Origin of the sequence: Vibrio sp. Y2-5, from assembly GCF_014596725.1 — a bacterium.
Lineage (GTDB): Bacteria > Pseudomonadota > Gammaproteobacteria > Enterobacterales > Vibrionaceae > Vibrio.
The window spans coordinates 851,686-865,503 of record NZ_JACVEG010000001.1; the positions used below are offsets into that span (position 1 = coordinate 851,686).

Annotated in this window: 14 protein-coding genes; 10 read left to right on the forward strand and 4 right to left on the reverse strand. The window is 43.9% G+C overall.

Annotated elements, in window-relative coordinates; genetic code table 11:
* Window positions 1–2 precede the first annotated feature (2 nt).
* Window positions 3–1,247 carry a carboxynorspermidine synthase gene (locus HUO09_RS03935; RefSeq protein ID WP_188233035.1) on the forward strand — a complete coding sequence of 415 codons (1,245 nt, stop codon included), beginning with the start codon at window positions 3–5 and terminating at the stop codon, window positions 1,245–1,247.
* A gap of 81 nt (window positions 1,248–1,328) precedes the next feature.
* Complete coding sequence (nspC, locus tag HUO09_RS03940) at window positions 1,329–2,462, forward strand: carboxynorspermidine decarboxylase (protein ID WP_188233036.1); 1,134 nt, start codon at window positions 1,329–1,331, stop codon at window positions 2,460–2,462.
* A 60-nt stretch (window positions 2,463–2,522) separates the two neighbouring features.
* Here nspC and HUO09_RS03945 read toward each other — a convergent pair whose 3' ends face one another.
* Entirely contained in the window at window positions 2,523–3,035 is a 513-nt protein-coding gene (locus HUO09_RS03945) for a glycine cleavage system protein R (RefSeq protein ID WP_188233037.1), read from the reverse strand.
* A 329-nt stretch (window positions 3,036–3,364) separates the two neighbouring features.
* On the opposite strand from HUO09_RS03945, the gene HUO09_RS03950 reads away from it, so the two are divergent.
* The 6 genes from HUO09_RS03950 (at window position 3,365) to gntR (ending at window position 9,498) form a co-directional block, all read left to right on the forward strand.
* Window positions 3,365–4,381, forward strand: a complete 1,017-nt coding sequence (locus HUO09_RS03950) for a TRAP transporter substrate-binding protein (protein WP_167413825.1) — start codon at window positions 3,365–3,367, stop codon at window positions 4,379–4,381.
* Between the two features lie 66 nt (window positions 4,382–4,447).
* The gene (locus HUO09_RS03955; protein ID WP_167413826.1) at window positions 4,448–5,005 is read left to right on the forward strand and encodes a TRAP transporter small permease subunit; all 558 of its coding nucleotides are present in this window, start codon (window positions 4,448–4,450) and stop codon (window positions 5,003–5,005) included.
* Window positions 4,998–6,314: a TRAP transporter large permease subunit gene (locus HUO09_RS03960; RefSeq protein ID WP_188233038.1), complete on the forward strand. Its 1,317-nt coding sequence runs from the start codon at window positions 4,998–5,000 to the stop codon at window positions 6,312–6,314. Before HUO09_RS03955 ends, HUO09_RS03960 begins: the two co-directional genes overlap by 8 nt.
* Window positions 6,315–6,380: 66 nt before the next feature.
* Window positions 6,381–6,887: a gluconokinase gene (locus tag HUO09_RS03965; protein WP_188233039.1), complete on the forward strand. Its 507-nt coding sequence runs from the start codon at window positions 6,381–6,383 to the stop codon at window positions 6,885–6,887.
* Window positions 6,888–6,901: 14 nt separating this feature from the next.
* The gene (gene gndA / locus HUO09_RS03970) at window positions 6,902–8,371 is read left to right on the forward strand and encodes an NADP-dependent phosphogluconate dehydrogenase (protein ID WP_188233198.1); all 1,470 of its coding nucleotides are present in this window, start codon (window positions 6,902–6,904) and stop codon (window positions 8,369–8,371) included.
* Between the two features lie 125 nt (window positions 8,372–8,496).
* Window positions 8,497–9,498 carry a gluconate operon transcriptional repressor GntR gene (gntR, locus tag HUO09_RS03975; RefSeq protein WP_167412796.1) on the forward strand — a complete coding sequence of 334 codons (1,002 nt, stop codon included), beginning with the start codon at window positions 8,497–8,499 and terminating at the stop codon, window positions 9,496–9,498.
* 39 nt (window positions 9,499–9,537) lie between these two features.
* On the opposite strand, the gene HUO09_RS03980 is transcribed toward gntR, so the two are convergent.
* Window positions 9,538–10,473, reverse strand: coding sequence for a DUF3943 domain-containing protein (locus HUO09_RS03980; RefSeq protein ID WP_373563677.1), 936 nt, complete (start codon window positions 10,471–10,473; stop codon window positions 9,538–9,540).
* A 141-nt stretch (window positions 10,474–10,614) separates the two neighbouring features.
* Here HUO09_RS03980 and HUO09_RS03985 point away from each other — a divergent pair, with 141 nt between their 5' ends.
* Together HUO09_RS03985 and HUO09_RS03990 are read left to right on the forward strand one after the other, a co-directional pair.
* The gene (locus HUO09_RS03985) at window positions 10,615–11,853 is read left to right on the forward strand and encodes a CinA family nicotinamide mononucleotide deamidase-related protein (RefSeq protein WP_167412798.1); all 1,239 of its coding nucleotides are present in this window, start codon (window positions 10,615–10,617) and stop codon (window positions 11,851–11,853) included.
* A gap of 238 nt (window positions 11,854–12,091) precedes the next feature.
* A complete protein-coding gene (locus HUO09_RS03990) occupies window positions 12,092–12,352 on the forward strand; it encodes a hypothetical protein (RefSeq protein WP_042487736.1) in 261 nt (86 codons plus the stop codon).
* A gap of 47 nt (window positions 12,353–12,399) precedes the next feature.
* Here HUO09_RS03990 and yfaE read toward each other — a convergent pair whose 3' ends face one another.
* Both yfaE and nrdB read right to left on the reverse strand, forming a co-directional pair.
* Window positions 12,400–12,678 (reverse strand): class I ribonucleotide reductase maintenance protein YfaE, encoded by a 279-nt coding sequence (gene yfaE, locus HUO09_RS03995; protein WP_102953075.1) that lies wholly within the window; start codon window positions 12,676–12,678, stop codon window positions 12,400–12,402.
* Complete coding sequence (nrdB, locus tag HUO09_RS04000; protein ID WP_167412800.1) at window positions 12,678–13,811, reverse strand: class Ia ribonucleoside-diphosphate reductase subunit beta; 1,134 nt, start codon at window positions 13,809–13,811, stop codon at window positions 12,678–12,680. Before nrdB ends, yfaE begins: the two co-directional genes overlap by 1 nt.
* Window positions 13,812–13,818 lie beyond the last annotated feature (7 nt).

Genomic DNA, 13,818 nt, shown 5'->3' on the forward strand with positions numbered 1-13,818 from the left:
TAATGTCAATTCTACAGATTGGTGCGGGCGGTGTTGGTTGGGTCGTTGCACATAAAGCGGCTCAAAACAACGACGTGCTGGGTGATATTACCATTGCTTCTCGTTCTATCGGGAAGTGTGAGAAGATCATTGAATCAATTAAGGGTAAAAATAACTTAAAAGATTCTACTAAGAAGCTAGAAGCTCGTGCGGTTGATGCAGATGACGTAGACGCGTTGGTTGCATTAATTAAAGAGGTTAAGCCAGATCTTGTGATTAACGCTGGCCCTCCTTGGGTTAACGTTGCAATCATGGAAGCGTGTTATCAAGCAAAAGTATCTTACCTAGATACATCAGTAGCGGTAGATCTTTGCTCTGAAGGTCAGCAGGTTCCTGAAGCTTACGATCCACAATGGGCGTTCCGAGAGAAGTTTAAGGAAGCGGGTATCACTGGTATTCTAGGCGCTGGTTTCGATCCAGGCGTAGTAAGTGTATTTGCGGCATATGCAGCGAAGCACTTGTTTGATGAAATCGATACTATCGACGTCATGGATGTGAACGCAGGTGACCACGGTAAGAAGTTCGCAACCAACTTCGACCCAGAAACCAACATGCTTGAAATTCAGGGTGATTCTTTCTACTGGGAAAATGGCGAATGGAAAGTGGTTCCATGTCATACACGTATGCTTGAGTTTGATTTTCCGAACTGTGGTCCATTTAAAGTGTACTCAATGGCGCACGATGAAGTTCGCTCTCTGAAAGAGTTCATTCCAGCAAAACGTATTGAATTCTGGATGGGCTTCGGCGATCGCTACTTAAATTACTTCAACTGTATGCGTGATATTGGTCTATTAAGCCCAGACCCAATCACACTGCAAGATGGTACTGTAGTTCAGCCTCTACACGTTCTGAAAGCATTGCTTCCAGACCCAACATCTTTGGCACCAGGTTACACTGGCTTAACTTGTATTGGTACTTGGGTACAAGGTAAGAAAGATGGTAAAGAGCGCAGTGTCTTTATCTACAACAATGCAGACCACGAAGTGGCATACAAAGATGTAGAACATCAAGCGATTGCATACACTACTGGTGTTCCTGCAATTACAGCTGCTCTACAATACTTCCGTGGCGAATGGGCAGAAGCTGGCGTGTTCAACATGGAGCAGCTAAACCCAGATGTGTTCTTGGAGACTATGCCAGAGATTGGTCTAGGCTGGGATGTTCTGGAATTAGAACCAGGTCAACCAGACATTAAGATCCTTAAATAAGATAGAGTCTTTAACTCACTTATTTAACAGAAAGCCGATGCGTTAGCGTCGGCTTTGTTCAATTTTAGAGTGAAGGTAGAAATGCAAAAAAGCGAACTAAAAACTCCGTACTTCATGATTGATGAAGACAAGTTGATTGCGAATTTAGAAATCGCTAAACGCTTGAAAGAGCTGTCAGGTGTTAAATTGGTTTTGGCGCTGAAGTGCTTTTCCACTTGGGGTGTGTTTGACATCATCAAACCGTACCTTGACGGAACAACGAGCTCGGGTCCATTCGAAGTTAAATTAGGCTACGAGAAGTTTGGCGGTGAAACTCACGCATACAGTGTTGGTTACAGCGAAGATGACGTTAAAGAAGTGGCGGACATCTGTGACAAGATGATCTTCAACTCACAATCTCAACTTTCTGCGTACCGTCACCTTGTGGAAGGTAAAGCGTCAATCGGTTTGCGTCTTAATCCAGGTGTTAGCTACGCAGGTCAAGACCTTGCTAACCCAGCACGCAAATTTTCTCGCCTAGGTGTACAGGCAGATCAGATTGACGAGTCGGTATTCGATTCGATTAATGGTGTGATGTTCCACATGAACTGTGAAAACAAAGATGTGGATGCCTTCATCGGCTTGCTGGATTCTATTTCTGAGCGTTTTGGAGAGTACCTAAACAAACTGGATTGGGTAAGCATGGGCGGTGGCGTGTTCTTCACTTGGCCGGGTTATGACGTAGAAAAACTGGGCTTGGCACTGAAAGCGTTCTCTGAAAAACATGGCGTGCAACTATACCTAGAGCCGGGCGAAGCGATCATCACTAAAACAACTGACTTAGTAGTGACAGTGGTTGATATCGTAGAAAACGGTATGAAGACGGCGATTGTCGACTCTGCCACCGAAGCACACCGTTTAGATACACTTATCTATAATGAGCCTGCTTCAGTACTGGAGGCCAGTGAATCTGGCGAGCATGAATACGTGATTGGTTCGTGTTCATGTTTGGCTGGTGACCAATTCTGTATTGCTAAGTTTGATCAGCCACTGCAAATTGGTCAGAAGCTTCACATCTTGGACAGTGCGGGTTACACCATGGTGAAACTCAACTGGTTCAATGGCTTGAAGATGCCTTCTGTTTACTGTGAACGCAGCAACGGTGAGATTCAAAAGCTGAACGAGTTTGGTTACCAAGACTTCAAACGTTCGCTTTCTCAATGGTCTGTTAAATAAGACGTTGCGAATAATGAAAAACCACCGCAAACCGCGGTGGTTTTTTTATACGGTCGGTTATTAAGATTCAATAATAACGCGAGTATCTTCACTTAGTGCTTCTAGTTCACTCGCCACATCTTTGATTTGACGCTCAACAGGTAAACGCACGGCTAAGTTTGCAGTAAACAAGCTAGAGCTTACACCACCTCCGCCAGCAATAAACACGCGTTGGCAATCCATATCAAGAATATGTACATCTTGTTCATCAAGAACATGGGTGATCTCGTTAACTACTCCGTAGCGGTCGTTAGAATCAATACGAATTTGGTAGATCTTATCTTCGAGTTGCACGTGCTCAGCGACGTCGACTATTTTTACCAGTAGATCTGGCGTTGCATAGAATGCTTCCTTGACAACATCTGCATTCTCTTCCGGTATTTCGATTTTGATAACTGCGGCAACTTGGTCTTCAATAAAATTAACTTTACTAATTAGCCATTTACCATTATTTTCATTTGTCGCAGCGGCCAAGGATTTGATTGTTGCGGGTGTTGCTTTTCCAACGAAACTTACAATAAAGGTACAAGTCATATGAGGCCTCCGAACATCATTACAAAATCACTTTTCTATTTGAGTTTAGGCGTTATATGTCTTTGAGACTTGACCCATGTCAATTTTTTGATGTCGCGATATTCTAATATTTTCATTTATTTAACCCTCAGCACAATTGTTCAAGCCTGTGTCCGTCGAACCTGTTAATTGCTCTCTTATAAAAATAGCTTGTTTGTTAATTAATGTTTAAATCCTGTGATCATCCGCATAGACTTATAGTAACAGTTACCGGTAACATTGAGTCTCAAGGTTACCGGTAACATAAAAATATAATCCGGTATTTACGTGAAGCAAATAAGGATAGACAAATGAAAGCTATGACGAGAACGCTTATCGCTACTGCTGTGACAGGCCTAGTGTCCATGTCAGCGATGGCGGCTGATTTCAAACTGAAAATTCAGTCTTCTGATCCATCGGGTGACCGCAACTTCCAAATTCAACAAGTTTGGGCTGATAACGTTGAAAAAATGTCTGGCGGTCGCATCGACATTGACTTGTTGCCAGTAGGTGCAGTTGTTAAACACACAGAAACGCTAAGCTCAATCAAAATGGGTATTCTTGATGGCCACGTAACAGCTACAGAGTTCTTCTCTGGTCAAGATCCAGCATTCGGCCTATTAGGTAACATGGTTGGCGCTTGGTCTGACACGACTCAACTTCTTCAATACATGAACTACGGCGGTGGTAACGAGCTTCTAACTGAGCTTTACAAACCTTACGGCGTTAAGTTTATTGGTGCATCGACGACTGGTGTAGAATCTCTTGTTTCTAAAAAGCCGCTTGATAGCGTTGCAGATTTGAAAGGTCTAAAACTACGTGCTCCAGAAGGTCTGGTTCAGCAAGTTTTTGCAGCAGCAGGTGCAACTCCAGTTAACCTACCGGGTTCTGAAGTGTTCACTGGCCTTAGCAAAGGCGTTATTGATGCAGCGGACTACACAGTATTCTCTACAAACCAAAAAGCGGGTATGAATGATGTTGCGGCACACCCTGTTCAACCTGGTTTCCACTCTCTACCGCTGATCGATATTTCTATTAGTCAGAAGAAATGGGACAAGATGCCTGAAGATTTGCAACAAATCCTGAAGACATCTGTACGTGATTTCTCTTACGACATTACGACACAGCTAAAAATTGCTGACCAAGCGGCAGTAAAAGAAGCGAACGCGAATCCAAATATCACGATCCACAACTGGTCTGATGAAGAGCGTAAGAAGTTCCGTGCTATCGCTCGTGAACAATGGAAAGTATTTGCTGAGCGTTCACCAAATGCACAAAAGGTTTACGAGTCAGTGACTGCGTTCCTAGAGAAGAACGACCTACTGTAATCGAAGTACTTCCTTTATTTAGAGAGGGTGTTTCGGCCCTCTCTCATTTCACTAAAAGAGTTCGTTATGAGCGAGAATAAGCTACAGGCTACATCACACCTTGATGATCAGCCAAAGAACGCATTAGACCGAGCAATCATACGTATCGGAAACACCCTTAGCTTGTTGTTTCTTTTGACTGTTGCGATTTCTTTCTACGAAGTTGTTATGCGCTACGTTTTTGACGCACCAACGACGTGGGTACATGAAACGGCAGCCTTTATCGGCGGATGTTTGTTTGTATTCGGTGGTGTGTATGCAATGGCTTCGAACAAGCACGTTCGAGTGGTTCTTATCTACGACAATGTTTCAAAGCGCGCTAAACACTATCTCAATATGGTTCACCATACTGTCGGTTTGGCGTTCGCATTAATGATGGCTTATGCCTCATATATCACGGTAGAAAGTGCATGGTTTGCTCCTTGGGGAGAGATGCGTTTAGAAACATCCGGTTCAGCTTTCAACCCGCCTTATCCTGCGCTGCTTAAAGCGGTTATTTTTATCACTTTGGTCATTTTGGTAGTGCAGTTTGTTCTGCATATGATTCAAGAGATTCAAGCCTTAAGGAATAAACACGATGTTTGATTTATCTTCTATTGGTATTGAATGGGGCAGCTTGCTGATGCTGGTCATGATGATCGGCTTATTGCTGACCGGTATGCAGCTTGCGTTTGTTACCTGTTTTGTCGCTATCGTATTTACTCTTGGCTGGTTTGGTGTTGACGCGATTCCTTTGGTCACCAGCCGCATGTACAGTTTTGCGTCGGACTACATTTTCTTAGCCATTCCGATGTTCGTATTAATGGCAGCCATGCTGGATCGCTCGGGTATCGCCAAAGATCTGTTCGACGCTATGAAGTCTGTGGGACGTAAAGTTCGCGGTGGTGTTGCAGTTCAGACTCTATTGGTTGCGGTTCTACTGGCATCAATGTCTGGTGTTATCGGTGGTGAAACCGTTCTGTTAGGTATTTTGGCACTACCGCAAATGCTTCGCTTGGGCTATGACCGTAAGTTAGCTATTGGTACAACGTGTGCGGGTGGGGCGCTAGGTACTATGCTTCCGCCAAGTATCGTTCTTATCATCTATGGTATGACCGCAAGCGTATCGATTGGTGATCTGTTTAAAGCGGCATTTATCCCTGCATTTATTCTAGCGACTTGTTATATCGCTTATGTATTGATTCGTTGTTATATCAATCCTTCTTTGGCTCCTGATTTTAGTGATGAAGATTCAGCAGACGATAATAAGCCAAGTTACTTCAAAGCACTTTTCTTCCCATTGTTATCCGTGGCAGTGGTTCTCGGCAGTATTTATAGCGGTGTTGCTTCTGTGACTGAAGCTTCAGCTCTTGGTGTCGTTGGTATCATGATTAGCGCGGTAATCCGTAAAGAAATGAGCTGGAAGATGCTGCAAGAGAGTGCGATGGCGACGATGCGTACCTGTGGGATGATCATCTGGATTGGTATTGGTGCGAGTGCTTTGGTTGGTATATACAACCTGATGGGTGGTATCGACTTCGTTGAAGAAACCATTCTTACTCTTTCTGGTGGCAGTGCATTCGCAACGCTGTTCATTATGATGGTGATTCTACTGGTACTAGGTATGTTCTTGGACTGGGTTGGTGTTGCACTGTTAACCATGCCAATTTTTGTACCTATTATCACGAATTTAGGATTTGACCCGATTTGGTTTGGTGTCGTGTTCTGTCTGAACATGCAGGTATCGTTCTTATCACCACCATTTGGTCCAGCTGCGTTCTACCTAAAATCGGTAGCACCAAAAGAAATCAGTTTAGGCGAAATATTCCAATCACTGATTCCATTCATATTTATGCAAATTTTTGTTCTGGGTTTGGTCATTGCTTTCCCGCAGCTCGCTATGTGGTGGAAATAAAAGCAACCCTTTTTATTGAATTTAGTAAGGCGGCTACGGTGAGAGTAGTCTAGGGAAGTGTGTTCAATGAACCCAAAAAAAATATTGGTTATGGGAGTTTCAGGTTGTGGTAAGAGCTCAGTTGGCAGCGCTATCGCAAAAGCATTGAACCTGAAATTCTTTGACGGTGACGACTACCACTCTGAGCAGAGTGTAGAAAAAATGAAGCAAGGAATTCCTCTTACTGATGAAGACCGTATTGGGTGGTTACAACGTTTGAACACTCTGTTTTTGGAGCATGAGTCAGCGGTGATCGCTTGCTCTGCTCTTAAACCAGAGTACAGAGACATTCTGCGTAACAACAATCAGGATTTAGCTATAGTCTATTTGCAAGGTGACTACGACACCATTTGGGCTCGTTTGTCGCAGCGCGCAAATCACTATTTCCATGGCGAGAAGATGTTGAAAAGTCAGTTTGATACTTTGATTGAACCTGAAGATGACGAAGCCATTTTTGTTGATGTTTCAGCATCAATGGAAGAGGTATTAGAGCAGGCTCTGCAAGGACTTCGCTACAAAGGAGAAAGCGCTTGAGTTATCAGATTGCAATGATTGGATTAGGCGTTATGGGCAAAAGTCTTGCGCTTAATCTGGTTGATCATGGGTTTTCAGTGGTGGGCTTCGACCTGAGCCAAAGTCACTGTTTACGAGCAGATAAAGAAGCTCAAGCACTCTCATTGAACCGGAATAAAGGGCAGTTCAAAGTTGCTCAGAATCTGAAGGATTTGCTTTCTTCTTTGGCATCGCCAAGAGTCATCGCATTATCGGTTCCTGCTGGCGAGGTTGTTGATCAAGTCATCGAGCAACTACTGCAAAATGGCTTGGAAGCGCAAGATATTGTTATCGACACTGGTAACAGTTTGTGGACTGACTCGGAGCGTAGAGAAGAAGTGTTCGCTGATCGTTTACGCTTTTTCAGCACAGCGGTGTCTGGCGGTGAACAAGGTGCTCGACACGGCCCATCTTTAATGGCAAGTGGCGATCCTATTGCATGGAAGCACGTTGAACCTATGTGGACTGCAATTGCCGCTAAGGTCGATTCGAACGGCTTATCCATCGATTCTCATCAGTCAGGTGAGGCATGTGCCGCATACTTAGGTCCGGCTGGTGCAGGGCATTACGTGAAGATGGTGCACAACGGCATTGAATATGCCGATATGCAAATTATCTGTGAAGCGTATCAGTACATGCGCCAAGTTTTGCTGATGTCTGCCACCGAAATCGGTGAAGTGTTTACTGTCTGGAACCAAGGTGCGCTCAACAGTTATTTGATGGAAATCAGTGCAGACATACTCAAGCAACAAGATCCAAGAACGGGTAATTCGTTGGTGGATATGATTCTGGATGTCGCGGAGCAAAAAGGTACTGGGCTATGGACAGCGGTCAATGCGCTGCAAATGGGAAGCCCTGCAACCACGATTGCTCAGGCTGTGTTTGCCAGAGCATTAAGCGCTAACAAAGGGCGTCGAGCAAAAGCCTCTTCCATATTGCCTTCAGTGAAGCAAACTTGCTTAGAAGACAAGACACAGGCTCTGAAAGCATTAGAAGATGGCTTGTATTGCGCGAAATTAGTCACTTATGCCCAAGGTTTTGACTTACTCAAAAGTAAATCAGAGCTTGAGCGCTGGCAGCTTAATTTCTCGGACATTGCGAAAATATGGCGTTCGGGCTGCATTATACGAGCGGCATTCCTGCAAAACATTTCTGCTGTATATGAGCAAAATTCTGAACTTGAACATCTGCTATTTGCTGAAGATTTCATTGAGCAGCTTTCCAAGCGAGTATTAGGGTGGAGAACGTGCAGTGCTCAGGCAATATTGTCAGGTGTTGCTATGCCAGCAATGACCTCCGCTCTGAATTACTACGACGCTTTGTCGAGCTCACAATCGCCAGCTAATTTGTTACAAGCGCAGCGAGACTATTTCGGTGCGCATACCTATGCGCGGGTAGATGAGCCGTCTACGGAAAAGTTTCATTTGCTCTGGGAGAGTGAAACTCGGTTAGAAACTAAACATTAATCAATAAGCGCTCTTTATGTGGGCGCTTTTTTGATAGCGGAGTCAAATAAATAAGTGTCATTAAGTCTATTTCTCTATTGATCTCTTGAGTACAATGTTACCAGTAACAAAGAGAATAATTATTTATGGTGAGTAAGAAAAAACGTCCGACGCTTCAGGATGTAGCAAATTTAGTCGGAGTGACCAAAATGACAGTCAGTCGCTGTCTACGTGACCCCAATTCTGTCTCTCCAGCTGTAAAAGAGAAAGTCCTCGCTGCGGTCGAGGAACTGGGTTATATCCCCAACCGCGCGCCAGATATCTTATCGAATGCGAAAAGCCATGCGATTGGTGTTTTAGTCCCGTCTTTAACTAACCAAGTATTTGCTGAAGTTATTCGAGGCATCGAGCAAGTGACTGGCCCCGCTGGCTACCAAACTATGCTTGCGCACTATGGCTATAGTTCTGAACTGGAAGAGCAGAGTGTGGCTTCATTACTCTCCTATAACGTGGACGCTATTATCCTGTCGGAAAATGTTCACTCAGAAAGGGTGAAAAAAATGCTGCAAGTCGCGTCTATTCCAGTGGTTGAAATTATGGACTCGATTTCGCCGAGAATTGAACAAGCCGTGGGTTTTGACAATTTCTCAGCGGCGAAAGATATGACCAAAGCAATGTTGGCAAAGGGATGCAAGCAGATTGTCTATTTAGCAGCTCGTATGGACGAACGTACCCGTCAAAAAATGTCTGGTTTTAATCAGGCGATGAGTGAGGCTGGCTTAGAACCTTTGGCGCTCCAAACGGAATCGGCCTCATCGTTTACTTTGGGTGCAAAGTTATTAGGTGATGCAATTGAAAAACATCCCAAGGTTGACGGCATATTTTGTACTAACGATGACTTAGCGATTGGTGCGTTTTATGAGTGCGTAAGGCGAAACATCTCTGTTCCTAAGCAAATTTCAATTGCAGGTTTTCATGGGCACGATATTAGTCAGGCTATGACACCTAGGCTAGCAACCGTGGTCACACCACGTGAAAAAATCGGGCAGATAGCGGCAAGAGAGATCATGAATCGACTCAATGGCGAGAAGGAATACCAAGAATGTATTGATCTTGGCTACAGAATTGAGTTGGGAGAGAGTATTTAAAAGCGCCAACACGGCGCTTTTAAATATCAAAAATTGAGATTAGAACGTTACTTTAAAGTTTAAAGAGTAGAACTGATCGTCGTAAGGTACACCTGAACTTAGCGCGAAGTTCGCTGCATCACTGTTTCCATACCAAGGGTCCGTTTGCAGCTGAAGTTCGGCTGAACCTCCCCAAGCATTGCTCACCCAGCCGTGTATATGACCAACAGGGTTTAGGAAAAATAAGCTTATGTCGCCGACTGTTTCTGAACCTAGGACTTCACCGCCATTGGCGACAATTTCTTGCTCTGTCTCGAACATGATTTCGCCAACAACCGCGCCAAAGAATGGTGTGATAAATAGATCTTGATAGGAAGGTACTTCTGCAAACGCTTCTACGCCGTATTCCCAGAAGAACGCAGACATTGTGAAAGAATACAAGAAAGACTGAAACTCGTTGTAACCAGCATGACGTGCTGCTGTGTAGTACACGCCGCCAAAATAGGGGTGCATGATGTAGTTTAAGTAGTGTTCGTCTCTGTCCCATACTGGTCCAGATGAGACATTATCTTTCCATTTCTGCCCTAAGCCGCTAAGGTTACGATCCTCTGCATCCCATTTAGTGACAGATTCAGGAAGAAGAGTCATCAAAGCCACTGTAGCAACGCTCAACCCTAATATGGTATAGGTTTGCTGTCTTAAATACTCTTCGTCTTTTTCATTAGATACAGTCAGGTAGCGGGGAAGTGGTTGATCTATTTGCAAGTCTTGTTGCTCAGAGAGGCTCATCGAAAATGGAGATGGTGCCTGATAAGAAAGTGGAGTACTAAACGCACAAAAAGAATCAGCACAGTTTACTGAGTAGTCAAGTTCAAGCGGGTGTTGGTCAAAGTATGTCGTTGCATTTGCACATGCAGACATTGATAACGTGAGGGCTGTGATGGTTTTCTTTAGCACAAAAGGCTCCAAGGCACTGTTTTTGATGATCACTGTCACAATTATCCATTAAAGTCTTGAGCATGGAAACATCAAATTGCACATAAACGTAAAACTTCTGGAGAAATAGCTCATTCCAGAGGATATAGTGAACGTTATATAGCCGAGTATAGGTTAGGTAAATTTATTAAGGGTGAGAATATGCTCAAAGTTGCAATGTTAAGCACTGGCGAGGAAGTGTTGCATGGAGATATCGTTGATACCAATGCAGCTTGGTTGTCACGAGAGTTTTTCCAAAATGGTTTTGCGTTAAACAAACGCTCAACGGTAGGAGATGCTAAAACGTCATTGGTCGAAGAGCTATTAATGTTGAGCTTCAACGCCGATGTGGTAGTTGTCAACGGTGGCTTAGGACCAACAACTGATGATCTAAGCTCTGAGTGCGCAGCGTTAGCCGCAGAGCAAGACCTCAAACTGTTTCCAGAGTGGCTAGAGAAACTCGAAGCGTTTTTTGCGAAACGTAAAATCAAAATGCCGGAAAGCAATATAAAACAAGCCATGCTGCCTGAAAAAGCGATCATCCTTGATAACCCAATTGGCACAGCCTGCGGGTTTAAGGTTCAAATTAATGATTGCTGGTTCTATTTCACGCCGGGTGTGCCAAAAGAGTTTAAGCTCATGGTCAGTGAGCAAATATTGCCAGACTTGAAAAAGCAGTATCCACAACAGGCAGGTTTAGAGTGTAGTCGTCTTTATACATTTGGCACGACAGAGTCGGGTATATCCGACAAGTTGGATAAACTTCAGCTTCCTCAGGGCTATGTGCTGGGTTACCGCTCTTATCTGCCGTTTATTGAAGTAAAGCTGTTTGGTCCTCGGAATGACATAGATACGCGAGTAAAACTGCTACAAATGATATACGCGCATTTAGAGCAACATGTTGTCAGTGTGGATGAACCAATGCTAGAACACATTGGTCATCTTATGGCTGAAAAAGCGATGTCACTTGCTCTGGCTGAACAATCAACTAAAGGTTGGCTATCTAATTGGCTGCTGAGCAATGCAGAGATAGAGAAGCTGAGTGGTCATAGTTGGATACTAAGCCATAAGGCGGAGGAAGGTTTGGGGCATCAAGACCCGCTGGCAGCTTCTTTTGCATTGGCAGCGGCAACGAAAGAAAAGTGCGCGACCGATCTTTCACTTGTGACGGGTATGCTCAATGAAGAGCATTTCACGGTTTCCCTGTCTGCTCCACAAGGGGAATGGGGGCAAACGTTGAAGTTCAACCGCGCTTATACCACGTCAGAACAGAGGCAACTTATCGGCACCATTGCCGCTGATATGTTACGTCGTTACTTGGAAGGAAAACCTATTCTTGCCAAGTACAGTTCAGTGACGACAGCTAAAGACATGTATCTTCCCAGTAGTGTTTTGAGTTGATCTACACTCCTTAAGTCCTACCAAGTTTTATTTTCCGTATGATGAATGGTAATAAGCTGATGAATAATTAGCTTATTACCAAAGTCGGCTTTATCTCTTTTCTTATGCGTAAATTGTCTAAGTTCTAAACCGATGATTTTAAGAGAGGTAAAAATTCGTCTCATAAATGAGTCCGAAATTTCTTAATTTTGTTTGTAAAATGAAAACTCGTCGCTGTGACTTCGGCAGGAGGCTGGATATGTTTTCACAATCAAAAATCTTAGTGTGGTACGAAATTGCAAGCCAAAAAGTAGTGTTAGGAGAGGCACTTACCGGCAGTGGTGAGGATCATGATGTTGTTTCATTGTGGCGCCATGCGCCAGTCGATAACAATAATTCAAGCTATCCAGGCTATCGCTTGTCTTTGTATGACGATGGCGGTAGGGAAATCGGTCATAAATCTGTTTCTATGGGAACGGCAGATGAGATCCTATTTGGAATGAACAAAGCCAGAGCTTAGCTCTGGCTTCAATGTTATTTCTGCTTATACGAGTGAATAACCTAGGGTTATGCTCGTTTCGCTTTCGGCTGGTAATGCACATCGGATAGTTCAACTGGCGTTTTTGCTTTACATATGCAAGGCAAAATTTCGTTGCTTTGCGTATACGCCATTGCAAAACCAACATACTCGACTTCGCCGGAGAGAAGCGTGCAACGACACGCTCCACAATGACCATCTCGGCAGTTGTATTCCGGCTCTAACCCAGCTTGCTCCATGGTTTCAAGCAATGTGTTTGAAGGGTTAGATTCAATAGTGATTATTTTGTTGATTTTGACCGTTGCCATTACAGCTCAAAGCCCTCGAAATCATCTGCGCCAACTTCGTTATCGATCTGACCAACGAGGTATGAGCTGATTTCTGCTTCCTGCGGAGCAACTTGAACGTTATCAGACGATAACCATGCGTTGATCCATGGAATAGGGTTGCTGGTTGCATTCGGGTACGCTGCATCAAGGCCAACCGCTTGCATACGGATGTTAGTGATGTACTCAACGTATTGAGACAGAATATCTTTGTTCAGACCAATCATAGATCCGTCTTTGAACAGGTATTCAGACCACTCTTTCTCTTGTTCAGCTGCAGCTTTAAACAACTCAAAACACTCTTGTTTACACTCTTCTGCAATTTGCAGGAACTCAAAATCATCCATGCCGTTACGAAGCAGGTTGATCATATGCTGAGTACCGGTAAGGTGCAGTGCTTCGTCACGAGCAATAAGCTTGATGATTTTCGCGTTACCTTCCATTAATTCACGTTCTGCAAAAGCAAATGAACAAGCAAAGCTTACGTAGAAACGAATCGCTTCTAGTGCGTTTACTGACATCAAGCATAGGTATAGTTGCTTTTTAAGTGCAGACAAGCTTACTTTGATTGTCTCGCCATTAACCGTGTGAGTACCTTCGCCGTATCGGTGGTAATCGTTGCTTAACTGGATCAGCGTGTCATAGTAATGTGCAATGTCTTTCGCTCGTTTGATGATGTGTTCATTTTCTACGATATCGTCAAACACTACCGCTGGGTCATTAACGATGTTACGGATAATGTGTGTGTACGAACGAGAGTGAATCGTTTCTGAGAAAGACCAAGTTTCAATCCACGTTTCCAACTCTGGTAGTGAAACCAGTGGAAGTAGGGCAACGTTAGGGCTGCGGCCTTGGATTGAATCAAGCAGAGTCTGATATTTCAAGTTCGAGATGAAAATGTGCTTTTCATGATCAGGTAACTTGTTGTAATCAATACGGTCACTTGAAACGTCAACTTCTTCAGGACGCCAGAAGAACGAAAGTTGTTTTTCGATCAGTTTTTCAAAAATGTCGTATTTTTGTTGGTCATAGCGAGCCACGTTAACTGGCTGACCAAGAAACATTGGTTCTTTAAGTTGGTTATTCTTTTTCTGAGTAAAAGTACTGTAAGCCATTTGCTGT